Annotated in this window: 26 protein-coding genes and 1 other RNA gene; 11 read left to right on the top strand and 16 right to left on the bottom strand. The window is 66.6% G+C overall.

Annotated features, from left to right (window positions below):
• Positions 1–5: 5 nt before the first annotated feature.
• From E4634_RS12485 to E4634_RS12475, 3 genes are read right to left on the bottom strand one after another with little or no spacing between them, the layout of a single operon-like run.
• Positions 6–1310, bottom strand: a complete 1305-nt coding sequence (locus E4634_RS12485) for an N-acetylmuramoyl-L-alanine amidase (RefSeq protein WP_135444360.1) — start codon at positions 1308–1310, stop codon at positions 6–8.
• 32 nt (positions 1311–1342) lie between these two features.
• The gene (tsaE, locus tag E4634_RS12480; RefSeq protein WP_135444358.1) at positions 1343–1822 is read right to left on the bottom strand and encodes a tRNA (adenosine(37)-N6)-threonylcarbamoyltransferase complex ATPase subunit type 1 TsaE; all 480 of its coding nucleotides are present in this window, start codon (positions 1820–1822) and stop codon (positions 1343–1345) included.
• Positions 1819–3297, bottom strand: coding sequence for an NAD(P)H-hydrate dehydratase (locus tag E4634_RS12475; RefSeq protein WP_135444356.1), 1479 nt, complete (start codon positions 3295–3297; stop codon positions 1819–1821). Before E4634_RS12475 ends, tsaE begins: the two co-directional genes overlap by 4 nt.
• Before the next feature lie 78 nt (positions 3298–3375).
• On the opposite strand from E4634_RS12475, the gene queG reads away from it, so the two are divergent.
• Positions 3376–4431 carry a tRNA epoxyqueuosine(34) reductase QueG gene (queG, locus tag E4634_RS12470; protein ID WP_135444354.1) on the top strand — a complete coding sequence of 352 codons (1056 nt, stop codon included), beginning with the start codon at positions 3376–3378 and terminating at the stop codon, positions 4429–4431.
• 25 nt (positions 4432–4456) lie between these two features.
• Here queG and orn read toward each other — a convergent pair whose 3' ends face one another.
• Entirely contained in the window at positions 4457–5005 is a 549-nt protein-coding gene (gene orn / locus E4634_RS12465) for an oligoribonuclease (protein WP_135444352.1), read from the bottom strand.
• Between the two features lie 87 nt (positions 5006–5092).
• Here orn and rsgA point away from each other — a divergent pair, with 87 nt between their 5' ends.
• On the top strand, positions 5093–6118 hold the full coding sequence (gene rsgA, locus E4634_RS12460) for a small ribosomal subunit biogenesis GTPase RsgA (protein ID WP_135444351.1): 1026 nt from the start codon (positions 5093–5095) through the stop codon (positions 6116–6118).
• Positions 6119–6286: 168 nt separating this feature from the next.
• Here rsgA and asd read toward each other — a convergent pair whose 3' ends face one another.
• The gene (gene asd / locus E4634_RS12455; protein WP_135444349.1) at positions 6287–7141 is read right to left on the bottom strand and encodes an archaetidylserine decarboxylase; all 855 of its coding nucleotides are present in this window, start codon (positions 7139–7141) and stop codon (positions 6287–6289) included.
• 42 nt (positions 7142–7183) lie between these two features.
• Between asd and E4634_RS12450 the strand changes: the two genes are divergently transcribed.
• Complete coding sequence (locus E4634_RS12450) at positions 7184–8158, top strand: hypothetical protein (protein ID WP_135444347.1); 975 nt, start codon at positions 7184–7186, stop codon at positions 8156–8158.
• Positions 8159–8161: 3 nt separating this feature from the next.
• On the opposite strand, the gene E4634_RS12445 is transcribed toward E4634_RS12450, so the two are convergent.
• A complete protein-coding gene (locus E4634_RS12445) occupies positions 8162–9604 on the bottom strand; it encodes a PhoH family protein (protein WP_135444345.1) in 1443 nt (480 codons plus the stop codon).
• Between the two features lie 530 nt (positions 9605–10134).
• On the opposite strand from E4634_RS12445, the gene E4634_RS12440 reads away from it, so the two are divergent.
• Complete coding sequence (locus E4634_RS12440) at positions 10135–12129, top strand: VacB/RNase II family 3'-5' exoribonuclease (RefSeq protein WP_135444343.1); 1995 nt, start codon at positions 10135–10137, stop codon at positions 12127–12129.
• A gap of 152 nt (positions 12130–12281) precedes the next feature.
• Here E4634_RS12440 and E4634_RS12435 read toward each other — a convergent pair whose 3' ends face one another.
• From E4634_RS12435 to E4634_RS12405, 7 genes are all read right to left on the bottom strand, one after another.
• Positions 12282–12602 (bottom strand): hypothetical protein, encoded by a 321-nt coding sequence (locus E4634_RS12435; RefSeq protein ID WP_135444341.1) that lies wholly within the window; start codon positions 12600–12602, stop codon positions 12282–12284.
• Positions 12603–12760: 158 nt separating this feature from the next.
• Positions 12761–13948, bottom strand: a complete 1188-nt coding sequence (locus E4634_RS12430) for a class I SAM-dependent rRNA methyltransferase (RefSeq protein ID WP_135444339.1) — start codon at positions 13946–13948, stop codon at positions 12761–12763.
• Positions 13949–13983: 35 nt separating this feature from the next.
• Complete coding sequence (gene gcvH / locus E4634_RS12425; protein WP_135444337.1) at positions 13984–14376, bottom strand: glycine cleavage system protein GcvH; 393 nt, start codon at positions 14374–14376, stop codon at positions 13984–13986.
• 102 nt (positions 14377–14478) lie between these two features.
• Entirely contained in the window at positions 14479–15708 is a 1230-nt protein-coding gene (locus E4634_RS12420) for a UbiH/UbiF/VisC/COQ6 family ubiquinone biosynthesis hydroxylase (protein ID WP_240725168.1), read from the bottom strand.
• On the bottom strand, positions 15701–16933 hold the full coding sequence (gene ubiH, locus E4634_RS12415) for a 2-octaprenyl-6-methoxyphenyl hydroxylase (protein WP_135444333.1): 1233 nt from the start codon (positions 16931–16933) through the stop codon (positions 15701–15703). Before ubiH ends, E4634_RS12420 begins: the two co-directional genes overlap by 8 nt.
• Positions 16930–18288: a Xaa-Pro aminopeptidase gene (gene pepP, locus E4634_RS12410; protein WP_135444332.1), complete on the bottom strand. Its 1359-nt coding sequence runs from the start codon at positions 18286–18288 to the stop codon at positions 16930–16932. Before pepP ends, ubiH begins: the two co-directional genes overlap by 4 nt.
• A gap of 9 nt (positions 18289–18297) precedes the next feature.
• Positions 18298–18870, bottom strand: coding sequence for a UPF0149 family protein (locus tag E4634_RS12405; protein WP_167854884.1), 573 nt, complete (start codon positions 18868–18870; stop codon positions 18298–18300).
• A gap of 161 nt (positions 18871–19031) precedes the next feature.
• On the opposite strand from E4634_RS12405, the gene E4634_RS12400 reads away from it, so the two are divergent.
• The 4 genes from E4634_RS12400 to E4634_RS12385 all read left to right on the top strand — a co-directional run bounded on the left by E4634_RS12400 (position 19032) and on the right by E4634_RS12385 (position 20403).
• The gene (locus tag E4634_RS12400) at positions 19032–19232 is read left to right on the top strand and encodes a TIGR02449 family protein (RefSeq protein ID WP_135444328.1); all 201 of its coding nucleotides are present in this window, start codon (positions 19032–19034) and stop codon (positions 19230–19232) included.
• Positions 19233–19236: 4 nt separating this feature from the next.
• Positions 19237–19560, top strand: a complete 324-nt coding sequence (locus E4634_RS12395; protein WP_135444326.1) for a cell division protein ZapA — start codon at positions 19237–19239, stop codon at positions 19558–19560.
• Positions 19561–19638: 78 nt separating this feature from the next.
• A non-coding RNA gene (gene ssrS / locus E4634_RS12390) (6S RNA) lies at positions 19639–19819 on the top strand.
• Between the two features lie 5 nt (positions 19820–19824).
• Positions 19825–20403, top strand: coding sequence for a 5-formyltetrahydrofolate cyclo-ligase (locus E4634_RS12385; RefSeq protein ID WP_135444324.1), 579 nt, complete (start codon positions 19825–19827; stop codon positions 20401–20403).
• 56 nt (positions 20404–20459) lie between these two features.
• Here E4634_RS12385 and E4634_RS21480 read toward each other — a convergent pair whose 3' ends face one another.
• Both E4634_RS21480 and ilvA read right to left on the bottom strand, forming a co-directional pair.
• Positions 20460–20606, bottom strand: coding sequence for a hypothetical protein (locus tag E4634_RS21480; RefSeq protein WP_167854883.1), 147 nt, complete (start codon positions 20604–20606; stop codon positions 20460–20462).
• A gap of 181 nt (positions 20607–20787) precedes the next feature.
• On the bottom strand, positions 20788–22317 hold the full coding sequence (gene ilvA, locus E4634_RS12380; RefSeq protein WP_135444322.1) for a threonine ammonia-lyase, biosynthetic: 1530 nt from the start codon (positions 22315–22317) through the stop codon (positions 20788–20790).
• Between the two features lie 191 nt (positions 22318–22508).
• Between ilvA and rpiA the strand changes: the two genes are divergently transcribed.
• Complete coding sequence (rpiA, locus tag E4634_RS12375) at positions 22509–23183, top strand: ribose-5-phosphate isomerase RpiA (protein WP_135444320.1); 675 nt, start codon at positions 22509–22511, stop codon at positions 23181–23183.
• On the opposite strand, the gene E4634_RS12370 is transcribed toward rpiA, so the two are convergent.
• Positions 23171–23914 (bottom strand): acyltransferase, encoded by a 744-nt coding sequence (locus E4634_RS12370; protein ID WP_135444318.1) that lies wholly within the window; start codon positions 23912–23914, stop codon positions 23171–23173. The genes rpiA and E4634_RS12370 overlap by 13 nt on opposite strands.
• Positions 23915–23984: 70 nt before the next feature.
• On the opposite strand from E4634_RS12370, the gene trmB reads away from it, so the two are divergent.
• The gene (gene trmB / locus E4634_RS12365) at positions 23985–24659 is read left to right on the top strand and encodes a tRNA (guanine(46)-N(7))-methyltransferase TrmB (RefSeq protein ID WP_135444316.1); all 675 of its coding nucleotides are present in this window, start codon (positions 23985–23987) and stop codon (positions 24657–24659) included.
• A 33-nt stretch (positions 24660–24692) separates the two neighbouring features.
• A complete protein-coding gene (gene cysE / locus E4634_RS12360) occupies positions 24693–25508 on the top strand; it encodes a serine O-acetyltransferase (protein ID WP_135444314.1) in 816 nt (271 codons plus the stop codon).
• Positions 25509–25536: the final 28 nt, after the last annotated feature.

The raw sequence follows: 25536 nt of genomic DNA, 5'->3' as shown, positions 1-25536 counted from the left end.
TCGTATCAGCTTGTGGGGATGGTCAGCTTCTGTCCCACCAGGATCTTCGACCCGTCGATGCCGTTGATGCTTTTCAGCGTGGCCACGGAGACGTTGAACCGCTGGGCGATGCCGGACAGTGTATCACCCCGGGCAATCACGTACTCGGTGCCGCCCTCGGCCTTGAGCCTGGCCACCAGCGTACCCGCCGGCGGATGGGCCATGAACCAGCTCTTGATGCCGGCGTGGATGGCCCGCGCCATCTGCTGCTGGTAGCTGCGGGTGGTGAGCTTCTGCGCCTCGGTCGGGTTGGAGATGAACCCGGTCTCGACCAGGATCGAGGGGATGTCCGGCGACTTCAGGACGACGAAGCCGGCCTGTTCCACGTTGCGCTTGTGCAGGCGGGCGATACCGCCCATGTTGCGCAGCACGAAACTGCCCACCTGCAGGCTGGCATCCAGCGTGGAGGTCATCGACAGGTCGGCGAGCACGCCGGCCAGAATGTCGTCGTGCTCGGCCAGATTCACCCCGCCGACCAGGTCGGCGGCGTTCTCGCGCTGGGCCAGGTAGCGCGCGGTGGTGCTGGTAGCACCGCGGGTGGACAGCGCGTACACCGAGGCGCCGTGGGCCTGCGGGCTCTTGAAGGCATCGGCGTGGATGGACACGAACAGGTCCGCCTGGCGCTTGCGCGCGATGGCCGGGCGGCCGGTGAGGCTGATGTAGTAGTCGCCGGTGCGGGTCAGCGTCGGGGTAAAACCGGTATCGGCCTCGAGCAGGGCGAACAACTCCTTGGCGATGGCAAGAACAACGTCCTTTTCCCGGCGACGGCCGGGACCGATGGCGCCGGGGTCCTCCCCGCCATGGCCGGCATCGATGGCGATGACGATATCGCGCTCGCCCAGGCTTGCGCTCTTCTTCACTTCCGGGGCGCTGGCGCTGCGCGCGCCGCGATCGTAGAGGTCTACCACCAGGCGATCGCCGGCGCGCTCGTTGGCTTTCAGCGCAAAGCTGCGCGGGTCGACCGACTCGCCCATGTCAAACACCACGCGCAGGTCGGTGCCCTCACGGGTGGCGGAGCGCACGCTGCTGATCGGGGTGTTGTCGAGCTTGAGTTCGGGAAAGTCGTCGGTCAGCCTGGTGCCGTCGATGTCGAGCACGATGCGTGTGGGGTTTTCCAGCACGAACAGCTTGTGCTCGGCGGGACCGGTGAGGTCGAACACCACCCGCGTGTGATCCGGCGCACGCCACAGGCGCACGTCGTGCACCTCCACCGCCTGTGCGGCGGCCGCCACCAGCAAACCCAGGATCGCCCCGATCCACGCCCTGCCCATGTCACTCCCGCACATCGTGCCTGTCTGCGCTGTTATTGCTGCCCCGGGTCCGCTGCCACGCGGTCGAGGACGGCGTCGCCCCGTTGGCTGTTGCTGGCCAGGCTCAAGCTGCGGCCCGGCTCTTTTCTCGCTATGGTAATCACTAAATCCGCCGGGGGCAAAACACCTGCGCCGCGCTGCGGCCACTCCACCAGGCAGATCGCGTCGTCACTGAAATAATCGCGTATGCCCATGAATTCCAGTTCTTCCGGGTCGCCCAGCCGGTACAGGTCGAAATGGTAGACGCGCTGTTCCGCCAACTCGTAGGGCTCGACCAGCGTGTAGGTGGGGCTCTTCACCGCGCCCGGGTGGCCGAAGCCGCGCAGGATGCCGCGACTCAGGGTGGTCTTGCCCATGCCGAGGTCGCCCTCCAGGTAAATCACCGACCCGGGCAACAGCGCCGAGGACAGGCGCGTTCCACAGGCGACCATGGCCGCCTCGTCGTCGGCGCCCAGCGTCAGTTCGCGGCTCATCCGAGCAACTCGCGCAGGCAGGGCATCAGATCCGAGGCGAGCAGGCCGCGCTGGCCGTCGCGCGCGGCCAGGTCCGCCGCCGCACCGTGCATGCAGACACCCAGCGCGGTCGCGGCCAGGGGCGCCATGCGCTGGGCCACAAGGGCCCCGATCACGCCGCTGAGCACATCGCCCATGCCGCCGCTGGCCATCCCCGGGTTGCCGTACTCGCTGAGCAGCAGCGTCTCGCCATCGGCGACAAGGCTGCCGTTGCCCTTGAGCACGACGACACCGCCCAGTTGCTGCTGCAGGGTTCGCACCGCCGCGAAGCGATCCGCCTGCACGCCGGCGTTGTCAGTGCCGAGCAGGCGGGCCGCCTCACCGGGATGCGGGGTATAGATGATGCCCGGGCGCGGGCGCACCTGTTGCGCCGCCAGCAGGTTGAGCCCGTCCGCATCCAGCACCAGCGGCTTGCCGCTGGCGACCGCGGCCTGCAGCAGGTAGGTGGACCAGGAGGACTGGCCGAGCCCCGGCCCCGCCACCAGCACATCCGCGGCCTCGAGCAATGGTTGCAGGTCTGCGCCGGAATCCACCCCGCGCGGCATCAACTCCGGCGTGCGCGCGACCAGCGGCGCGACATGCTCGGGCCGGGTGGCCACGCGCACCAGGCCGGCGCCACAGCGCAGGGCCGCCTCGCCGGCCAGCGCCGCGGCACCGGCCATGCCGTGGTCGCCGCCAATCACCAGCACCGTCCCGAACATGCCCTTGTGCGCCCTGGCCGGGCGCGGCGGCAGCTCGCGCAGCAGCAGGTCCAGGTCCGCCAGGCGGGCGTCCGCGTCAACCTGGCGGTACACCTCTGGCGGCACACCGAGGTCGTGAAAGTGCAGGGCGCCGGTACAGTCCATCGCATCCAGCGAATACAGGCCGCGCTTGCGGCCGATGAAGGTGACCGTGGCGCGGGCGTTGACCGCGCTGCCCAGCACCCTGCCGGTATCCGCGCACAGCCCCGACGGAATGTCGATGGCCAGCACCGGCACACCGGAGGCGTTTAGCGCGGCGATCGCCTGCGCGTATTCCCCGCGCACGTCGCCGCCCAGTCCGGTGCCGAGCATGGCGTCCACGATCACGCCGCAGGGCAGCAACTCGGCCTCGGCGAAAGCGCGCACTTCCACGCCGTTGGCCAGGGCCTGCTGGCGGGCAAGCAGGGCGTCGCCAGCTATCTTCGCGGGGTCGCCCAGTTGCAGCACGCTCACCGGCAGGCCGCGCTTGTGCGCGATATCCGCCAGCAGGTAGCCGTCACCGCCGTTGTTGCCGGTCCCGCACAGTACCTGCAGGCGCTCCGCTTGCGGCCAGTGTTGCAGCAGCACGTCCCAGGCCGCAGCCGCAGCGCGCGCCATCAGGGTGATGCCCGGAATACCGTGGTCCTGGATGGCGCAGCGGTCCAGCGCGCGGGTCTGTTGCGCCGTGTAAAGTGGGGCGAAGCGTGTGGTGTCCATGAGTCGGATCGATCCTGGCCTGTGTCCGGTGAGAAGTTCTGGCAAAATTATACGCATTCCATAGCCAGCCGCAGCGCCATGCCCGCGACGCAAGCCGATTCACTGCTCGACCAGATTCGCGACTGGGCCGCCGAGTTCGGCTTCGGGCAGCTCGGCGTGGCCGATATCGACCTCGGCGAACACCCCGCCTACCTGCGCAAATGGCTGGACGCCGGCTACCACGGCAGCATGGACTACATGGCGCGCCACGCCGACAAGCGCGCACAGCCGGCCGAGCTGGTGCCGGGCACCTGCCGGGTGATCTCCGTGCGCATGGACTACCTCGCCGACACCCAGGCCGAACAGGTACTGGACGACCCGCAGCGTGCCTATATCTCCCGTTATGCGCTCGGCCGCGACTACCACAAACTGTTGCGCCGCCGGCTGGCGCACCTGGCAAAACGCATCGAGGAGCGCGCCGGCGGCGGCCACTACCGCGCGTTTGTGGACAGCGCCCCGGTGCTGGAGCGGGCAGTTGCCGAGCGCGCCGGCCTGGGCTGGATCGCCAAGAACACCATGCTGATCAATTCCGACGCAGGTTCCTGGTTCTTCCTCGGCGAGATCTATACCGACCTGCCGCTGCCCACCACTGCGCCGCAGCAGACCAAGCACTGCGGCAGCTGCACCCGCTGCCTGGAGATCTGCCCGACACAGGCCTTCGTCGGCCCCTTCGAGCTGGACGCGCGGCGCTGCATCTCCTACCTGACCATCGAGCACCGCGGCAGTATCGACCCGGCGCTGCGCCCGCTGCTGGGCAACCGCGTGTTCGGCTGCGACGACTGCCAGCTGGTCTGCCCCTGGAACAAGTTCGCCCAACCCAGTCCGGAAGAAGATTTTCGCCCGCGCCACGGCCTGGACAACAGCACGCTGGTCGAGTTGTTCGAATGGGACGAGGACACCTTCCTGGCCAACACCGAGGGCTCGGCGATCCGCCGCATCGGCTACGAGTGCTGGCTGCGCAACCTCGCTGTCGGCCTCGGCAACGGCCCGCCGGACCCCGCGGCGCTGTCCGCCCTGCGCAGCCGCATGGAACACCCCTCGGCGCTGGTGCGCGAGCATGTGGCCTGGGCGCTAACGCGACTGGAGGCCGCCTGAGACTTGGAACTGGGAGATGCCGCGCTCAGGGCACGGCGCGCAGGAAATGCTCGCGGTAGAAGCGCAGCTCCTCAATGGATTCACGGATATCCTCCAGCGCCAGGTGGGCGCTGCTCTTGCTCAGGCCGGCGGCGAGCTCCGGCCGCCAGCGCTGCATGAGGATTTTCAGGGTGCTCACATCGAGGTTGCGGTAATGGAAGTAGCGCTCCAGCTCCGGTAGGTGGCGGAACATGAAGCGCCGGTCCTGGCAGATGGTGTTGCCGCACATGGGCGAAGCACCCGGCGGCACCCACTGTTCGAGAAAGGCGATGGTCTCGGCTGCCGCGCGGCGCTCGTCGTGCTCGCTGGCGCGCACCCGGGCAACCAGGCCGGAGGCAGTGTGGTGGGTGGTGTTCCACTCGTCCATGGCATCCAGGCGGGCGTCGCTCTGGTGGATGGCGATCACCGGACCTTCGGCGAGGGTAGTGAGTTCGCTGTCGGTCACGATAGTGGCGATTTCGATGACCACGTCGCGATCCGGGTCGAGCCCGGTCATTTCCATGTCGACCCAGATCAGATTGCGGGCATCCTGCATGCTTGCAAGCCTTGTCCAGCTGTTGTGTGCAGCGCAGTGTAACAAATTGCCTCGACAGGCCTAATAGGCGGTCCAATAATGACGCCTATGGCAAAGCGTAAACTGACCCGCCGCCAGGCCTGGCGCGTCGAAAAAATCCAGAATGAGCGCGCCCAGCGAGCGGCGCGACGCGAGGCCGTCGCCGACGAGGCGCTGGGGGCGGGGGAACTGGGTCCGGAACAGGAGGGCCTGGTGGTGGCGCACTACGGCACCCAGGTGGAGGTCGGTGACGCCGACGGCCTGGTGCGCCGCTGCCACCTGCGCGCCAATCTCGAGGGCCTGGTCACAGGCGATCGCGTGGTGTGGCGCGACGGCGATCCCACCGGGGTGGTCGTCGCGCAACTGGCCAGGAACAGCGTGCTGTCGCGTCCGGACCCGCAAGGCCGCTTGCGGGCAGTGGCCGCGAACATCGACCAGATCCTGGTGGTCATCGCCCCCTATCCGGAACCCCATGCCAATCTCGTAGACCGCTACCTGGTCGCCGCCGAGGTGGTCGATATCGAGCCGGTGCTGGTGGTCAACAAGGCGGACCTGCTGGAGCAGGACCCGGCGCTGGCGGCGCAGATGGCGGAGTTGATCGGCATCTACCCGTCACTGGGCTATCGCGTGCTGCCCACGTCCACCCGCGCCGGCGGCCTGCAGGCGCTGGAAGAACAACTGCGCGGGCGCACCAGCGTGTTCGTCGGCCAGTCCGGGGTCGGCAAGTCTTCCCTGGTCAACGCGCTGCTGCCGCAGGCGGACCTGCGCGTGGGCGAGCTGTCCGAGCTCACCCAGAAAGGCACCCACACCACGACCACCGCGCGCCTGTTCCCGCTGCAGTGCGGCGGGCAGCTGATCGATTCACCCGGGATTCGCGAATTCGGCCTGTGGCACATGGCGCGCGAGGAGGTCGCAGGCGGGTTTCGCGAGTTCCAGCCGCTGCTGGGCCACTGCCGGTTCCGCGACTGCCGTCACGAGGCCGAGCCCGGCTGCGCGATTCTCGAGGCCGTGGAACAGGGAAAGATCAGCCAGCGCAGGCTCGACAGCTACCGTCACATCATCGCCAGTCTCGACCAGCCGCAGGCCGGCCGCTAGCCGCAGGACACGCAGCCCATTTCTGCAGATGACCGCCGGGTGTTGGTGATTGCCGGTAGGCCTCGGCGTCAGCCGCTAGGCGTTGGCTCTAGCCGTTAGGCGTTGGTATTAGCCGTTAGGCATTGGCTCTAGCCGTTAGGCGTTGGTAATCGCCGCGAAGCGTTGGCGTTAGCCGTTGGCAATAGCCGCCAGGGCCTCCCCCTGGCGCAGGCTGGCACCCGCGGTACATTCGGGCAACCAGTCAAGGGCGTTGCGGCCGAACACCAGGATCACCGTCGAGCCCAGCATGAAGCGCCCCATCTCCTCACCGCGGGCCAGCCGTACCGGCGCCGGTGAATGGCGGTAGTCGCGGGTGGTCGGCAGCGCCGGCGGCGGCGCCACCTGGCCAGCCCACACGGTCTCGATACCGGCGACAATCATGGCACCGACCAGCACCATGGCCATGGGCCCCGCCGGGGTGTCGAAATGACAGACCAGCCGCTCGTTGCGCGCGAACAGGTTGTCGACGTGGGTAGCGGTGGTTCCGTTGACCGAGAACAGGTCGCCCGGCACATAGGTGGAGCACACCAACTCACCGTCGATGGGCATGTGCACCCGGTGGTAGTCGCGCGGTGACAGGTAGATGGTCGCGAAGCTGCCGTCCGCATAGTCCGCAGCGCGCTCCGGGTCGCCGCCGAGCAATTCGATCAGGCTGAAAGTATGGCCCTTGGCCTGCAGCATCCGTCCGCCAACGATCTCTCCGGCCTGGCTGACCACACCGTCCGCCGGACTGACCACGTCCGCTGCCGCCAGCGGGCGCGCTCCCTCGCGCAGGGCGCGTGTGAAGAACGCGTTGAAGTTGGCGTAGCGCCGGTAGTCGGGCTCCCCGGCCTCGGACATGTCCACCTTGAAATGGCTCACGAAGCGGCCGATCACCCAGTTTTTCAGCCACACCGGATGCTCCAGCGAGGCCAGCCAGCCGGTGAAACGCGACAGCAGGTGTTGCGGTACGAGGTGCTGCAAAAAGATGAAAAAGTCGTCCATAGTGCGTAGTGTAATGCCTGCAACCCCAAAGGGAATCGGTCGTTGAGCGTAAATAGTCGCACACTCGCGCTGCTGTCGCTGTTGCTGCCCTGCCTCGCGCTCAGCAGCCTCGCCGGGGCGCAGGAAGTCCCCGCGGAGGTCGACGACCCCAATGCCCCCAACTGGGTGGACACCAGCCACGAAGTCGTTGCCAACCGGGCGCAGGCCCTCACCCTGTGGCTGGACGGCTTCTTCGGCGACCCGGACTACGACCTCGAGCGCGCCCAGTCCTTCCTGCGCCTGGAACTGATCAATGACTGGGACGAGCAGGACGGCGGCGACCAGAAAGCGCGTGTGCGTGGCAAGGTGCAGCTGCCGAAAATCTCGAAGCGCCTCGAACTGGTGTTCTCCGAGAGCGACGGCGACCAGCTCACCGAGGAGGAACTGGAGGAGAGCGAGGACTTCGGCCTGCAATACCGCATCAGCCGCACCCTGCGTTCGCGCTTCGATGCGACCCTCGCCTGGGCCGGCGGCGACCTGCGCCCCGGCGTGCGCTTTCGCCACGAGGCGCCGCTCAGCGACCAGACGACGTACCGCTACATCCAGCGCCTGGAATACGAAAAGGACGAGAATTTCTTTACCACCGCCAACGTCGACCTCAACCACCTGCTGGATGAGCACAACATCCTGCGCTGGAGCAACCGCATCGTCTACGGCGAGAAAACCGACGGTGTGGAGTGGCGCACCCGACTGTCGCTGCGCCAGGTCTGGGACCAGCAGGCCAAGCGGCCGATCGCCATGGCCTACTACGGCTCGATCAACGGCGAGACCGACCCCAGTTTCCTGGTGAACAACTACCGACTGGGCGTGGTCTGGCGGCGCCAGGTCTACCGCGACTTCCTGTTCCTCAACCTGGAACCGGCATGGAACTACCGCCGTCGCAACGAGGACGAGAGCCGGGAAAGCGCATGGAGTTTCCTGGTGCGGGTGGAGATCGCCCTGCACAAGGACCTGCGCAGGGCGAGAAACCGCGACTGAGGGCTAGAGGTTTTCCTCGGCGAAGGCCGCCAGCCGCGAGCGCACGATCCCGTTCACGTGCATGATCCCGGCGTGGGAGTAGTTCTTGCCCTTCTCGACCAGGTAGGTCAGCCCCGAGGTCAGCGGGCTGATGTACTTGTTGTCGATCTGCGCGAGGTTGCCCAGCACCACGATCTTCGAGTCCGCCCCCACCCGTGAGATCACCGACTTCAACTGGAACTGGGTCAGGCCCTGGCTCTCGTCGATGATGATATAGGCGTTGTTGAACGAGCGGCCGCGCATGAAATTGAGCGACTTGAACTGGATGTTCGCGCGCTCCTTCACGTAGTCGATGCTGCCGTGGCAGGACTCGTCGGTGCCGTGCAGGATCTCCAGGTTGTCATCGAAGGCGGCCAGCCAGGGGGCCATCTTCTCCTCCTCGGTGCCGGGCAGGAAACCGATGTCCTCGGCGATAGGTGGCGTGGAGCGCGCCACGATCAGCTTGGAGTATTTCTTCTGCTCGAGGATCGCGTGCAGACCGTAGGCCAGCGCCAGCAGGGTCTTGCCGGAGCCCGCCGGGCCGGTGAGCACGGTCATGTCGACGTCCTCGTCGTCGAGCAGCGCCATGGCCATGGCCTGCTCGAGGTTGCGCGGCGCCAGACCCCAGAAGCGCTTGTTCATCAGGCTGTCACGGCTGTCGCAGCGCAGGTACACGTGCTCGTCGTCGACCCGCTTCACAAAAGCCATGAAGTCCTGGTCGTCGTACAGGAACTGATTGGCGTAGGCGCCCGGCAGCGAGGCACGGGGCACGCGGTGCAGGGTGCAGTCGCCCTCGCGCAGCGTGTCCACCTCGCTGATGGTGGACCAGAAATCTCCCTCGATATGCTCGTAGCCCTTGGCCAGCAGGTCGATATCGTCGAGCACGCGGTCGCGGCGGTAGTCCTCAACGTGCAGCAGGCCGGACCCCTTGGCCTTGATGCGCATGTTGATGTCCTTGGTCACCAGGCAGATGAACTCGTTGGGGTTCTCCGCCTGCAGGCGCAGGGCGACATTGATGATGCGGTTGTCGTTGGCCTGGTCGGTGGTGCCGTCGAGGAACGGCACATCGGTGTTGTCGCCGAGCAACTGGTCGGGGAAGATCGCCAGCGTGCCGGGACCCATGCCGTCGATCTCCGAGCCGGGCACCTCCACCCCCTCCTGGATCTGTTGCGGCGTGGCCATGTCGACGACCTTGTCGATCATCTGGATGGCGATGCGCGCCTCGCGGCTGACGGTCTTGTCGCGGCGGTCCTTGATATGGTCGAGCTCCTCCAGCACGGTCATCGGGATGACCACGTGGTGTTGCTTGAAGGCGTTGACGGCGGTGGGGTCGTGCAGCAGGACGTTGGTGTCCAGGACGTAGGTTTTACGGCACAGAGGTTTCAGGGTGGCAGAGTTTTCTACGCGCAGGGCGGGGCCTGAATCCATAGAGTATTCCTCACAGACATTTCACTAATAGGTCTTGGTGGTGTCCGGCGGCTGCACCTGCGCCATAGGGCACCGGCACCGCTTCCGGCGGTGTGGGGTGGGTGGACTCCTCGGTTAGGGCCGAATTCGACGTTCAGCTGGGGATGGATAGAAAGGTGGAAACGGCTACCCGGCAGGCGGGTGAAACAGGTATCGACCGGGGCTGGGTCGGGATTGGAAGGGCGGTGTGTGACGGTGCAGGAGGCCGGAGCGCGGGAGGGCTCGAGGGCAGCGCAGTGGCGCTTGTTGAATGACGCTTCCGGCCTGTAATTCACCACAAGGCCCGCGTCGTCGGCTGTTTCAAATCTGGCAACCTGACGTGTTCGTCACACGGTCTTTGCAAACATTATTAAAGCCCCGCCCGGGCAGTGTCAATGCCGCGCGGGCGATCAGCGGGAGATTTGTCCACGGTGCGCCGGCTCACTGACAGGACGGCCAAGATAGGCTAGGATACTGCGCTTGTATTTCCGACAGTAATAAATCACTCCTCCATGCTGAATCAGGACTCCCTCGCCCAGCTCAAGGGCCTCAAATCACAGATGGAGGCGGAAAAAGAGCGCGCCGAGGCGGTGATCAAGGGCACCCAGGCCCGTTACGGCTTTGCCGTGCTCGACGACGGCCGCGAAATCTTCATCCCGCCGGACGAAATGCTCAAGGTATTCCCCGACGACCGGGTGAAGGTCTGCATCCGCCCGTCCAAGGACAACCGCGTCATCGCCGATATCGAAACGCTGGTAGACAGCCCGCTGGGTGATTTCACCGGCCGCTGCGTGCGCAAGGGCAAGGCCCTGTTCGTGGAACCGGACCTGCCACAACTGCGCCGCTGGCTGTTTATCCCCCCCCACGCCCGCAACGGCGTGAAAGAGGGCGATTACGTGCGCGCCGCGATCCTGCGCCACCCGATCCGCGACGGCAAACCCCAGGCTAAGGTACTCAGCGTGCTGGGCAGCGACGATACCGCGGGTATCGAGAATGCCTACTGCGTCGCCAAATATCACCTGCCGGCTAGCTGGACCGGCGCCAGCCGCAAGGACCTCGAGCAACAGCTCGCCGCCTGCAAGCCGCTGCAGGACGAGCATCGCCAGGACCTGACCGACCTCGAGTTCATCTCCATCGACGCGGCCAAAACCCAGGACATCGACGACGCCCTGTTCGCCGAGACCGCCGAGGACGGCTGGACCCTGTTCGTGGCGATCGCCGATCCCACCGCGTACATCACCAGCGGCTCGGAACTGCACCGCGACGTGCTGGCGCGCGCCACCACCGTGTACTTCCACGGCGACATCCTGCCGATGCTGCCGGAGGAATTGTCCCAGGAGACCTGCGCGCTGTCCGAGGGCGTCGACCGCCCGGCGCTGGTGTGCAAGATCTCGGTAAAGGACGACGGCTCCCTGGGCGACTACGAATTCATCGAGGCGACGATCCGCTCGCGGGCGAAGCTCTCCTACTACGCCGTGGACCGCTATATCAACGGCCAGGCGGACGAGCTGATGATGCACGCCTCGCCGCTCGAGGCCCTGTACCAGGTGTACCGCGCCCTGCGCGCCGGGCGCGAGGCGCACAACCTGGTCATGGAGGACCGCCGCGAATACCGCTGGATCCTCGACGACAACAAGCGTATCGACAGCATCGAGCCCTGCGAGAAGCTGCAGTCGCAGAAGCTGGTTGAGGAGTGCATGATCGCCGCCAACCGCTGTGGCGCGCTGTTCCTCAACAGCAACGGCGCCAGCGGGCCTTACGTGGTGCACCCGGGCTTCCGCGGCGACCGCCTGGACGAGCTCAAGCGTTTCCTCGAAATGCACGTGCCGGAGGCGCTCAGCCACGACCCGACCAGTGTCGAGGGTTACACCAGCATCATGCGCGCGCTGGCCGCGCCGGACCACGAGCTGCCCCTGCGCGGCATGGTCAATCGCCTGCTCACGCGGGCGGAACTGTCCGGCCAGCCGGGGCCGCACATGGGCATGGCCCTGGCCTGCTACACCAACTGCACTTCGCCGCTGCGCAAGTACCTCGACTACGCCGCACACCTGCAGATCAAGTCCCTGCTGCGCGGTGAGCCGGCGGACAAGATCGACGCCGAGACATTGCAGGCGCTCAACCGCTGCCTGGCCAACGCCCGTGCGGCAACCCAGGAAGCGGAGCGCTGGCTGGCGGGCCGCTACCTCGAGAAGCTCGCGGCGGAACCGGGCCGCAGCTTCCGCGCCACCATCACCCACGTCACCAGCAGCGGTTTCAACCTGCGGCTGGACGAAAATGGCCTGGACGGCTTCGTCGACCTGCGCAAGGACCCGGAGAAGTTCAGCTACGACAAGTGGACGGCCAGCCTCACCAGCACTACCCGGCGCTTCCAGCTGGAGCAACAGGTGGAGCTCACCTTCGCCGGGCTGGACCGGGAAAACCAGTACCAGGCCAGTTTCGAACTGGTCGAGGGCTGCGGCCTGAAGCCGCCGAAACCGCCGCGCGAGAAGCAGGCGGCGCAAAGCTGAAGGCAATCCTCAGCGGGTTGGCGGCAAGTCGATTCGCGGTAAGTTGTTCAGCAGCGCCCTGGCGGGCGCCGGTCAGTTAACGCGGCACAGCCCCCCTCAACGGGAACGCCGCAGGCCTGCCTGCGCCGCTGCGGGAGCGGCCGGGGGGCAGGTCAGTGGACGCTGCGCACCTGCGATGCCGGGCGGGAATCAAGCATGGAAATTTCGGGCAGGAGGCCTTCGCTGGCGAGCTGGTCGCAAACCCTGTGCACCAGCTCCAGCATCTCCGTCACGCCGAGGGCGCGCAGGTATTCGCCCATGTCCGCGAGGGAATCCATCAGTACGTTGTCATCGACGTCGCGAAACGCCTGGATGATGGAGTTTTCCAGCGCGGAAAATTCGCTCTCCTGCTCGAAAATCAGCTTTGTGAACGTATCCACCACGGCCATTTCCCGGGACGGCCAGTGGCTTGCCACGCTTGTTGCGCGCTTCATGTGTGTTCTTCCTCGGCACGCTCGCTTGCGGAAGTCGTCGCGTGCTCTTTTCAGGGCGAACTTTCAGTATGGCTGAATCGCGGCCAGAAGCTGGTTAAAAAACGGGCAATTTTGCACAGTTCCGGAGAACAAGGCCGGGCCTTCTTCTGCCGGAGGCGTCACAGGCGACACAGGAAGACGCCTTTCAGGTACTCGGTCTCGGGAATAGCGGGGTGGATGGGGTGGTCGGCGCCCTGGGCGCTTTGCTCCACCACCTGCACACGGCACCCGGCGCGCACGGCGGCCTGCTGCAGCACGCTGAGCATGTCGGCGCGCGCCAGGTGCATGGAGCAGGAACCGGCCACCAGCAGTCCGCCCGGCGGCAGCAGGCGCAGGCCCAGTTCATAGATGCGGCGGTAGGCGGTCAGGCCCTTTTTCAGGTCCTTGCGCCTCTGGATGAAGGCCGGCGGGTCGAGGATCACCACGTCGAACATCTGCCCCTCGTCGCGCAGTGCCTGCAGCGTATCCGCCGCCTGGCCGCGGCGCACGCTGACGCGCTCCTCCAGGGCGTTGAGCCGGGCATTGACCAGAACGCCGTCGAGGGCGGGCTGGGAGCTGTCGACACAACAAACACTGCTCGCACCAAACGCCGCGGCCTGTATCCCCCAACCGCCGATATAGCTGTACACGTCGAGCACCGACTTGCCGGCCACCCAGGGGGCCAGCCGCGCGCGGCCCACGCGGTGATCGTAGAACCAGCCGGTCTTCTGACCACTGTGCACCGGGGCCAGGAAATGCACGCCGTTCTCGCGCAAGTCGACCTGCTCCGGGACATCACCGAACACCACCTCGGCCTCCCGCGCCAGGCCGCTGTCGCGACGCTCACGGCTGTCGGCGCGCAACAGGATGCCGGCCGGTTGCAGGGTTTCGCGCAGCGCGTCCAGCAGGGCCTCACGGCCGCTCTCGGCCCCGGCGTTGTTCAGCTGCACGACGAGGTAGTCGCCGAAGCGGTCGACCACCACGCCGGGCAGGCCGTCGCTGTCGCCGTAGACCAGGCGGTAGAAAGGTTCGTCGAAAGCGGTTTCGCGCCCGGCCAGGGCCTCGCCCAGGCGCCGGGTAAAGAACGCGGTATCCAGGGCGCAGTTCTCGCCCGGCGCATAGAGCCGCGCGCAGATCAGGGAGTGCGGGTCCATGTAGGCGCTGCCGAGGACTTCGCCGCGCGCACTGCGCACCAGCACCGTCTGGCCAGGGGCGAAATCGGTCAGCGCATGGCGCGCGGTATCCACCTCGTTGGAATACACCCAAAGGTGCCCGCCGCGCAGGCGGCGCTCGGCGCCCTGGCGCAGGAACAGTTCGGTATCAGGCATTTGCAGGGCCGGCCTCGGCAGGCCGCCGGACCGCTTCAGTCGTCCTCGTCGCAGGCCGCCTGGTAGTCCTCGGCGCCGAGCAGTTCCTCGAGTTCGCTGGTGTCGCTCGGCTGCAGTTTGAAGAACCAGCCGTCGCTGTAGGGATCGGCATTGACGGTTTCCGGTTCGTCCTCGAGCTTCTCGTTGATGGCGAGAACTTCGCCGCCGACCGGGGAATAGATGTCGGAAGCCGCCTTCACGGATTCCACGACGCCCGCCTCGTCGCCCGCCGCCAGGGTGCTGCCGACCTCGGGCAGTTCGACGAATACAACGTCGCCCAGGGCGTGCTGGGCGTGGTCGGTGATCCCCACCGTGACTGTGCCGTCCTCTTCGAGGCGGGCCCACTCGTGGCTCTTGGCATATCTCAGTTCACTGGGCGTCTGGCTCATGAGGAGTCCTCTGGATGGCGGCGGGGAGGGCTGACCGGCACATTCTAACCGCCGCCTTGTGAAAAACAATATGGCGGGGCGCTGCCGCGGTCCGCAATCTGCTCACTGGATGCCCATGGCGTGGCGCATCAGGCGCTGCTTGAGCGGGGCGATGTCGGCGACCCCGCGCATACCCGCGTTGCGCAGCCAGCGCAGTGGCAGGGACTCGCTCTCGAACAGCCGCTTGAAACCCTCCATCGCCGCCATCATCGCCAGGTTCTCGCCCTTGCGCTGGCGCTGGTAGCGACGCAGCACAGCGATATCGCCGGGCGCTTCGCCGCGCTCACGGGCCGCGGCCAGTTCCCGCGCCAGAGCGGCGACGTCGGCCAGCCCGAGGTTGATGCCCTGGCCGGCCAGCGGGTGGATGGTGTGCGCCGCGTCGCCGACCAGCGCCACCCCCGGCTGCACGTAGTCGCGCGCGTGGCGTTGGCGCAGCGGGAAACCCGCGCGCTGGCCGACGCCGGTGACCTCGCCGAGGCAGTGTTCGCTGGCCTCGCCCAGGGCCGCGCAGAAATCCGCGGAGTCCATCGCCAGCAGCTCCTCGGCGAGGGCATCGGTGATCGACCAGACAATGGAGCAAAAATGTGCCTGCGGCGTGCCCGGCAACGGCAGCAGGGCCAGCGGACCGCTGGCGAGGAAGCGCTGCCAGGCGGTATCCGCATGCGGGCGCTCGGTCTGTACCGTGGCGACGATACCGCGGTGCCCGTAATCCCATTCGCGGGTGGCGAAATCGAACAGGCCGCGCACCCGCGACAGTGCGCCGTCTGCGCCGACTACCAGCGCGGTGCGCAGAGTCGCGCCATCTTCCAGCTGCAGGCATTGTGTGCCATCGCTCTCGCGCTCGATGGACTCGACGCGCACCGGGCTGAGCGGGCGGACCGACCCCGCGTTGCGCTCAAGCGCCGCGAGCAGGGCATCGACTATGGCGCGATTCTCCACGATGGACCCGAGTCGCGGCGCATCGATTTCATCGCGGTCGAACTCGATACGCCCGGTGCCCTCGGCATCCCACACGGTCATGTGGTGGTAGGGGCAATGGCGGTAGGTATCGATGGTGTCCCAGGCGCCCAGGGTTTCGAGAAAGCCCACCGAGGCCGGGGTGAGGGCGCTCACGCGCAGGTCGAAGCTCTCCAGGTCGCGCGCGTCGGGCAGCGCGCTGCGCTGCAGCGGCCGGGCCTCGACCAGGGCGATCGACAGCCCGCTGTCGGCCAGGGCGAGGGCGAGCGCGGTACCGGCGATACCGGCGCCGACGATGACCACGTCATGGCGGCTCTCCCCGCTCACGCTATTCACCGAGGGCGGCCACCCCCGCAGCCTGGCGCACGAAACCGCGCTTGAGCGCCGGCGCCAGGTCGAGGCCGGACAGGGCCAGGTCCCGCGCCACACCGAGTAACGGGTCGCGACGCGCGAACAATGCGGGAAGCTGGTCGCTGAAGCCGATGGTGCGCGCCTGGTCCGCGGACTGCTGACGCTCGTAGCGCTGCAGCGTGGCCAGGTCGCCCGGGGAGACACCGGCGGCGACCGCCTGCTGCAGCACCGCGGCGAGTGCCGCGACATCGCGCAGGGCCAGGTTGAAACCCTGGCCGGCCACCGGGTGCAGCGCATGGGCGGCGTTGCCCATGACCACCACGCCCTGGCGCACCTGTTCCACCGCACGTACCAGCGACAAAGGGTAGTGGTGGCGCTCGCCGACCCGGGTCAGGCGGCCCAGGCGATAACCGAAACGCGACTGCAGTTCGGCGAGAAATTCATCCTCGGGGCAATTGCAGTAGTGCTCGTAGTCGGGCGCCGCCAGTGTCCACACCAGCGCGCTGCGATGGGCGGCGCCGCTCACCCCCTGCAGCGGCAGCAGTGCCAGGGGACCGTGGCGGGTAAAGCGCTCGAAGGCGCAGCCGTCGTGGGAGCGGGCAGTCGCGACATTGGCGATCACCGCGTGCTGGTCGTAGGACTTCTCGCTGACCGGCATGCCCAGCGTGGCGCGCAGCCCGGAACCGGCGCCGTCGGCCACCACCAGCAGCCGGGTTTGCAGCTCCTGCTGGTGTTCACCGGACAGCTGCACGACGCTGCCGTCCGCCGCGCTCTTCGCTCCCGCCACCCTGGCCGGGGAGATCACCTCCACCCGGCCCTGGCGCTGCAGCGCAGCCGCCAGGCAGCGCCCCAGCCAGGGGTTTTCGATCACGTAGCCCAGCGCGGGCCAGCCGTAGTCGGTCGCGCGCATCAGTGTGCTGCCGAAACGCCCCTGGTTGGAAACGTGAATGGTCTCGATCGGGCAGACGTGGGCCGACAGGGTCTCCCACACGCCCAGGCGCTCATAGATCACTCGACTGGAATAACTCAGGGCGGTAGAGCGCGCATCGAAGGAGGGGTGGTAGTCGCCGGCGCTGGTGGCGCCGGGCATGGGGAAGCTCTCCACCAGGGTGATGCGCTGCTGGGCGGGCAGGCGGTCGGCCAGTTCCAGGGCGAGACTGATGCCGACCATGCCGCCGCCGGCGATGACCACATCGCGCGCCGGGCTCATGCGGACTCCGCCATCAGTGTCTCGATTTCCTCGGCGCGACGCGGCGCGCCAGCGGTGAGCAGCTCGTAGCCGTCGCGGGTGACCAGCACGTCGTCCTCGATACGCACGCCGATACCGCGCCACTTGCGTGCGACGCTGGTGTTGTCCGGTGCGATGTAAACGCCGGGCTCGACGGTGAGCACCATACCCGGTTCCAGCACCCGCCACTCGTCGCCGACGCGATAGTCGCCGACATCGTGTACATCCAGCCCCAGCCAGTGGCCGACGCGGTGCATGTAGTACTCGCGGTAGGCGCCGGAGGCGATGAGCTCCTCCACCTCGCCATCCAGCAGGCCGAGTTCGACCAACCCCGCGGTGATCGCCCGCACGCTGGCGTCGTGGGGGTGGTTCCAGTGATTGCCGGCGCGTATTTCCGCCAGCGCCGCCTCCTGCGCCGCCAGCACCAGGTCGTAGACCTGTCGCTGCTCGGGACTGAATTTGCCGCCCACCGGGAAGGTGCGGGTGACGTCTGCGGCGTAGTAGTCGTACTCGCAGCCGGCATCCACCAGGACCAGGTCGCCGTCGCGCAGGCGCTGGTCGTTGCTGGTGTAGTGCAGGGTGCAGGCATTACGGCCGCCGCCGACGATGCAGGGATACGCCGGGTAGCGCGCACCGCCGCGCACGAACTGGTAATGCAGCGCGCCCTCCAGCTCGTACTCGAACATGCCGGGGCGGCACAGCTGCATGATGTGGCGGTGCGCCGCTGCGCTGACCTCGCCGGCGCGGCGCATCAGGCGCAGCTCGGCGGCGCTCTTGACCAGGCGCAGGTCGTGCAGCATGTGGTCGAGGTCGGTGAACTCGCCCGGGGGCACCGCACCGCTGGCCTCCTTGCTGCGGATGGTGTTGACCCAGTCCATGATGCGCCGGTCGAAGCCCGCGCTGCGGCCCATGGAGTAATAGACGCGGTCGCGACCCTCGATCAGGCCGGGCAGGATTTCGTCGATATCGGCAACGGGGAATGCATCGTCCGCGCCAAAGTGCTGGCACACTCCCTCGGGGCCGGCGCGGGCGCCGTGCCACAACTCCTGGGCCGGGTCGCTGTCGCGGCAGAACATCACGTACTCGCCATGGCCGCGGCCGGGAACCAATACCAGTACCGCGTCCGGCTCGCGAAAGCCGCTCAGGTAGTTGAAGTCGCTGTCCTGGCGAAAGGGGTACTCGGTGTCCCGCGAGCGGCGCACCTCGCGGGCGGAGGGAATGATGGCGATGCTGTTGGGCTCCATCATGTCCATCAGGTGGCGCCGGCGCCGGGCGTACTCGCCGTTGCTGATGCGCGGGCGGGCCTGTTCGCGGCGCGCCGATTCGGTCTGCAGCATGCGCTCTCCTCAGTGCAGCGACGGCGCTTCCGGCGCCACGCTGTCGGCGCGGCTGTCCATGAACACGTTGAGCGCGGCGAAGCGCAGGTACTCGACGAGTTCCAGGTAGCTGTCCTCGGATTCCTCCTCGCTGGCCCCTTCATCCACATTGGCCTGGGCGATGGCGGCGAAATCGCGCAGGATCTCGGCGCTGTCCTGGCGCACGGTCTCGCGGTTCACCCGGGTGAAACCAGTAATGAAGCTGCGCACCCAGCCCACCAGAGCCAGGGTACGCACCTCGATTTCGCTGTCGTCATCCGGCAGCAGCGGGTGGAAATCGAACTCGTCGTCCTCCAGCGCGGCGGCGCTGACCTCGTACAGCTGCATGACCAGGCCGGCCAGTTCGCCGTGCAGGTCCACGTCCAGCGCCTGGGCGAGCAGGGCGAAGCCCGCCTCGGGCTGGGCCGGTGCGCCGGCGGCAAGTAGGCCGCACAGGCAGCCGTGCAGGTCCGAGGGGCTGGCATCGACACCCTGCTCGAGCAGGTGGCCGGCCATCTCGTCGAAATCGAAAACGGTGGTTTCGGTGTCAAAAAATTCGTGCATCCCGCGCTCCCGGGGGTTCTTTGCCCACCCCCTGCGGCAGTTGAGACAGGCTTCTAAAAAAGGTCGGCAGGCTTCTGATTTACATTGATTTTGTTTCGTTGACCTCATCCTGCCGCGCCCTTATAGTAAAACTCCTGTCGGACTAACTCCAGTACATCTCCATGGCGGACAAGCAACTGAAAGCCCTGGAACAGAAGATCGACGAACTGATCAAACTGTGCCAGCAGCTGAACCGGGAAAACCAGATGCTCAAGCGCCAGACCGCCAACTGGCAGCAGGAGCGGCAGGAACTCATCGACAAGAACGAAATGGCCCGCTCCAAGGTCGAGGCCATGATCACCCGCCTGCGCACCATGGAGTGAAACCGTGAGCCCACCCCACACTGTCACGGTCAAGATCCTCGACAAGGAATACCAGGTCGCCTGCCCGGAAGAGCAGGAGGCGGAACTGGTGGTGTCGGCCAAATACCTCGACAAGCAGATGCGCAACATCCGCGACTCCGGCAAGGTCATCGGCCTCGAGCGCATCGCGGTCATGGCGGCCCTGAATATTAGCTACGAGCTGCTGCAGGCCTCGGAGCAATCCAACCAGGAACAACCCCCGGCGGCGGTCGACAGCGCGGGCATGGACCGCCTCAATCGCAAGCTGGACGACGCGCTGTACCAGCTGCGGCAGCTCGAAATCGGCTGAAGCCACGGCGCCTGCGGGCGTCTTTTTTCGAAAAATCAAGGGGCGAATCGCCGCGACGGCCTGCGTTATACTCAAGGAGGATCCCTGGCGTATGCGCCAGGCAGACAGTCCTCGAGCCGATAAATGTAAAACCGGGGGCGCCTCGCCGCTGTTGGTGTGCAGGTCCGGACATTGACCGGAAAGCCTGAAACAGTGCAGGAGCCCCCCCTTGAACCGTCGGGTTCAAGGGCAGCGCTGTCAGCGGTACGCCGGGAATCTTTTTCAATGCCACAATCGGTCCCCTCCAAGCAGCAACTGCGCCGGGACCTGCGCGCACGTCGCCGCGCCCTGCCAGCGATTCAGGCCCGGGCGGCCGCCCAGGCACTCCCCGCACTGTTGCGCACACTGCCCGACTGGCCGCATCTGCAACATGTCGCCGGCTACCTCGCGGCGGACGCCGAACTCGATCCCGCTCCCCTGCTCGTCGATCTACACAGCGCCGGAAAACAAATCTACCTGCCCATCATCCAGCCCGATTCGTCGCTACTGTTCGCGCCCTGGACGCCGGGAGAGGCACTACAGGAGAATCGTTACGGCATTGGCGAGCCGGCACGGCGGGACACCCTGCGCGGCGCCGCCGAACTGGATGCGCTGCTGTTGCCACTGGTGGGCTGGACCCGCGAGGGCCGGCGACTGGGGATGGGCGGAGGTTTTTACGACCGCAGCCTGGCGTGCGCAGCTACGGTGCTCAAGATAGGGCTGGGGTATTCAGTTCAGGAAGTTTCGCTGCTACCCGCCGACCCCTGGGACATCGGACTGGATTACATTGCAACAGGAGAGGCCCTGCTCGACTGCAGGGTCTGATTCAGAGCCTTACCCCTATCACCTGAAACAGGTAAAACAGGAACAGGCCCGGTACTTCAATCGTGGATGATAACGCCAGCTTGCAATTCGGAGGCAGGAGCCGCCACGGTGTCATTAGCAGTCATCGGCAGCATCAGGGTGATTACTAGCCCCAAACCAAAGACCGCCATCAGGATTATCATCAGGTCAGGTTTACTTTCCACGCTGGTCCACTCTCTTCACGTCTCAAGGTCTGGCTTTTCTTACTGAAGCCGGTACCGCTGCGGTGGTCGAGCCACTCCCTCAACCACTAACTTTTGTGATTATTTCACAAGGATTTTGCATGTCCATACCTTAAGACCGAAAAGTTTAGACTTTTCGGGAATTTTTTTAGCCGGTGGACGTTCAATCGCCCCGCTGGCCCAGATACAGGGCGTAGGCGGGGTTGTCGCTCTCGTCCGAATAGGGGTAACCGATGCCATCCAGGACCTTTTCGAACTCGCGGCGATCACCCGGCGGCACCTGCACGCCGACCAGTATTCGGCCGAAGGCGGAGCCGTGGTTGCGGTAGTGGAACATGCTGATGTTCCAGCGCTGCCCCAGGCCGGAGAGGAACTTGGCCAGCGTGCCCGGGCGCTCCGGGAATTCCACGCGATACACGCGCTCGTTGTCGAGGTCCGCCGGCGCGTGGCCGCCGACCATGTAGCGCACATGCAGCTTGGCCACCTCGTTGTCGGTGAGATCCAGCGCCGAGTAGCCGCTGTCCTCGAGGTGGCCCAGCAATGTGGCAAGATCCTCGCCGCCGGGCACCACGGAGAGGCCGACGAACACCTGCGCCGATCCCGAATCGACATAGCGGTAGTTGAACTCGGTGATGTTGCGCCGGCCCAGCACATGACAGAACTCGCGGAAGCTGCCCGCGCGCTCGGGAATGGTCACCGACAGCACCGCCTCGCGGCGCTCGCCGATCTCGGTGCGCTCGGAGATATAGCGCAGGCGGTCGAAGTTGGTGTTGGCCCCGCTGACGATGGCCAGCAGGTTGTCGCCCTGCACTCCGGTGCGCTCCACGTAGCTCTTGATCCCGGCGAGGGCCAGGGCACCCGCCGGCTCGGCGATGCTGCGGGTGTCCTCGAAGATGTCCTTGATGGCGGCGCACATCTCGTCGGAGCTGACGGTGATGACTTCATCGACGAGTTTGCGGATGACGCGGAAGGTCTCCTTGCCGATCTGCGCCACCGCGCAGCCGTCGGCGAACAGGCCGACCTCGGACAGGCGCGCCCGCCGGCCTTTTTCCAGGGCGAGCTTCAGGCAGGCGGCATCCTCCGGCTCGACGCCGATCAGTTTCGTCTGTGGCCACACGTATTTCACATAGGCGGCAACGCCGGCGAGCAGGCCGCCGCCGCCCACCGGGACGAAGATGGCATCCAGCGGCTGCTGGTGCTGGCGCACGATCTCCATGCCCACGGTGCCCTGCCCGGCGATGACATCCGGGTCGTCGAAGGGGTGCACATAGGTCATGCCCTTTTCCTCGACCAGCTGCGCCGCGTGCGCCGCCGCCTCGTCGAAGGTATCCCCGTGCAGCACGACGCGGGCGCCGCGGTTGCGTACCGCGTCTACCTTGATCGCCGGAGTGGTGCGCGGCATGACGATGGTGGCCTTCACGTGCATGCGTTGCGCCGCCATGGCCAGGCCCTGGGCGTGATTGCCCGCGGAAGCGGCCACCACCCCGCGCTGGCGCTGCTCCTCGCTGAGCCGGTTCATCTTGTTGTAGGCGCCGCGCAACTTGAAGGAGAACACCGGCTGCAGGTCCTCGCGCTTCAGCCAGACGTGATTGTCGAGACGGCGGGACATGAGTTCCGCGTAATCCACCGGCGTTTCCCGCGCCACGTCGTAGACGCGCGCGTCGAGAATGCGCTTGATATAGGTGTGGGGCATGGTCGCTACCGAGTGTTCACCGAAGCGGCCATGTTAATGATGCCGCGGCAGATTACCAGTCCCGCGCGGGTGTCGGAGCGAAGCGGGCCGCGGCCGGGGACGCTGTGTGCAGCAACCGGGTTGCGCCGAGCCTGACCGGCGCGAACGGCTGGCATATAATGCCGGCCCAGCAGACAAGCGGAGCCGTAGCGATGACCCAGGATGAACTCAAGCAGGCCGTGGCCGAGGCCGCCCTCGACTACATACGTCCCCACCTCGAGGGGGACACGGTACTCGGCATCGGCACCGGCTCCACCGCCAACATGTTCATCGACTGCCTCGCCGCAGTGAAAGGCCTGATCGGGGCCACTGTCGCCAGTTCGGAGGCCTCGGCGGAACGCCTGCGCAGCCACGGCATCCCGGTGTACGACCTCAACGCCGTGGACAATGTCGCGTTTTATATCGATGGCGCCGACGAGAGCAATCGCGCCCTGCACCTGATCAAGGGCGGCGGCGCGGCCCTCACCCGCGAGAAGATCGTGGCGGCGGTGGCGGAGAAGTTCATCTGCATTGCCGACGAATCCAAGCTGGTACCCACGCTCGGCGCCTTTCCGCTGCCGGTGGAAGTGATTCCCATGGCGCGCAGCCACGTGGCGCGCGAACTGGTCAAGCTGGGCGGCGACCCGGTCTACCGCGAGGGGGTGGTCACCGACAACGGCAATGTCATTCTCGACGTGTTCAACTTTCCCATCCCGCAGCCACTGGCCACCGAGGAAAAAATCAACAACATCACCGGCGTGGTGACCAACGGCCTGTTCGCCCTGCGCCCGGCGGATGTACTGCTGCTGGGCACCAGCGGCGGGGTGCAGACCCTCTACCCGGAGTAATCTCCGCCGCGGCCGCGCGAAGCGGGGTAGAGCAGCGACCACAGCCAGCGCCACAGGGTGTTGCCCGCGAGCACGTCGCGGTCCACCTGCTCGAAGAACCGCGCCAGCGCCTCCGGATCGGCGAAGTAGTCCATGCGGGTAACGAAGCCGCGCTCCGGGTCCAGGGTCTTGACCACCTTCGCCGGGTTCCCGGCGACCACCGCGTTGGCGGGCACGTCGCGGGTCACCACCGCGCGCGCGGCGACCACCGAGTTGTCCCCGATGGTCACACCCTTGAGTACCGTGGCGTGATCGCCCAGCCACACGTTGCGGCCGATATGCACCGGGGCAACCCGCGGGTCGCGCTGGGTGCGGTCGTAGAGCGAGTGCCAGTCGCAGTCGGTGACGTAGACACCGTTGGCGAACATGGTGCCGTCGCCGACCAGCACCTCGTCCGAGGCGCTGATGCGCGAGCCCGGGCTCATCAGCACGCAGTCGCCGATAACGATACGCCCGGCGCCGTCCTCGCGCCCCCACACGCCGATCTCCACCCGCGCCGCGGGTTCGGCGATGGCGGTAAAACAGCGTCCGATGCAGATGTTGTCGCCGGAGATTTTCACGTGGCGCGGCTTCATTACCGTATGATGAGGCCCGAGCCGGGTACACTGGGGACGCAGGAAATACTCCGTGTACCAGTGGCGGTAGCGAAGATACAGTTGCTTGAGCCAGAAGGGCCGCAGGTCCTTGCGCATGGTGAATAGCCCCGGAGTCAGGAGGCGTAATGATGACAACGCGCGCGGCGAACATCAACGCGGGGTCGCGATGAGCGAACCCGGCAATTCGCGGCCCGTGCACAGCAACCAGCCCGGCATTCACGCGCAACTGCCCGCGGTGCTGCGCCGGCACCTGGACAACCCCTACCGGCGACCGCCGGCGGCGCACTCGCGCCGCGCCTACGCGCAACTCACCGAGAGCCTGGCCGGGCAGGCGCGCCCGCTGGTGCTGGACGCATTTTGCGGCACCGGCCAGAGCACCGCGCTGCTGGCCCGGGACCATCCGCAGCACCTGGTGGTCGGCATCGACCGCTCCGCCCACCGCCTGGCGCGCCACGCCAGTGAGCTGGCCGGGGACTACCTGCTGCTGCAGGCGGAGGTCGAGGACATCTGGGCCCTGTTGCTGGCGGACGGCCTGCACGTGGAACATCATTACCTGCTGTATCCAAACCCCTGGCCGAAGAGCAAGCACCTGATGCGCCGGGTACACGGCCACCCCGCCTTCGGTCGCCTGCTCGATCTGGGCGGAACGATTGAACTGCGCTCCAACTGGCAACTCTATGTAGAGGAGTTCGGCCTGGCCATGCACCTCGCAGGACGGCGCGGTGCGGTGTCGCAAGTGGCCCACACCCCCCCGCTCACCCTGTTCGAGAGCAAGTACCGCGACAGCGGTCACAGCCTGTGGTGCTACCGCGCCGGCGCCGTGACGAACGCGAACGAATAGGCTACAGTCCACCGTCCCAAGCGAGGAACCACCATGACACCGAAGCATCCAGACCCGGTCTGGGATCGCATCCGCGCCGAGACCGAGAAACACGCCCAGGAAGAACCCATCCTGGCGAGCTTCCTGCATTCCACCATCCTCAACCACAAGACGCTGGAATGCGCGCTCAGCTTTCACCTCGCCAGCCAGCTGGACAGCCCCACGGTGACCTCGCTGCTGCTGCGCGAGGTTATGCTGCAGGCCCTGGAGGACGACGCCGGCATCCGCGAGGCGGTGCGCGCCGACCTGCTTGCCGTGGTCGACCGCGACTCGGCCTGCCACGAGCTGTACATTCCCTTCCTCTACTTCAAGGGTTTCCACGCCCTGCAGAGTCACCGCATCGCCCACTGGCTGTGGACCCACGGGCGCCGCTCCATGGGCCTGTTCTTCCAGAACCGGGTCTCGGTGCAGTTCGGCGTGGACATCCACCCGGCTGCGCGCATGGGCAACGGCATCCTGCTGGACCACGCCACCGGCCTGGTGATCGGCGAAACCGCCGTGGTCGGCAACAACGTCTCCATCCTGCAGTCGGTCACCCTCGGCGGCACGGGTAAGGAAGACGGCGACCGCCACCCGAAGATCGGCGACGGCGTACTGATCAGCGCCGGGGCGAAAATCCTCGGCAATATCCGGGTGGGCGAGGGTGCCAAGGTCGGCGCCGGCAGCGTGGTACTCGACGAGGTTCCGCCGCACACCACGGTCGCCGGCGTGCCGGCGCGGATTGTCGGCCGCCCGGCCTCGCAGTCACCGGCGCTGGATATGGATCACGATTTCTGCTGCGACTCGGGCGAGAAAGCCAAACGCGCCTGAGCAAGCGCGCGTAAGTGAGATAGCCAGG

This window comes from Mangrovimicrobium sediminis (assembly GCF_004745945.1).
GTDB classification, from domain to species: Bacteria; Pseudomonadota; Gammaproteobacteria; order Pseudomonadales; family Halieaceae; genus Mangrovimicrobium; species Mangrovimicrobium sediminis.
Note: the sequence above shows the minus strand (reverse complement) of the source record. Positions and strands in the feature narration are given on the sequence as shown.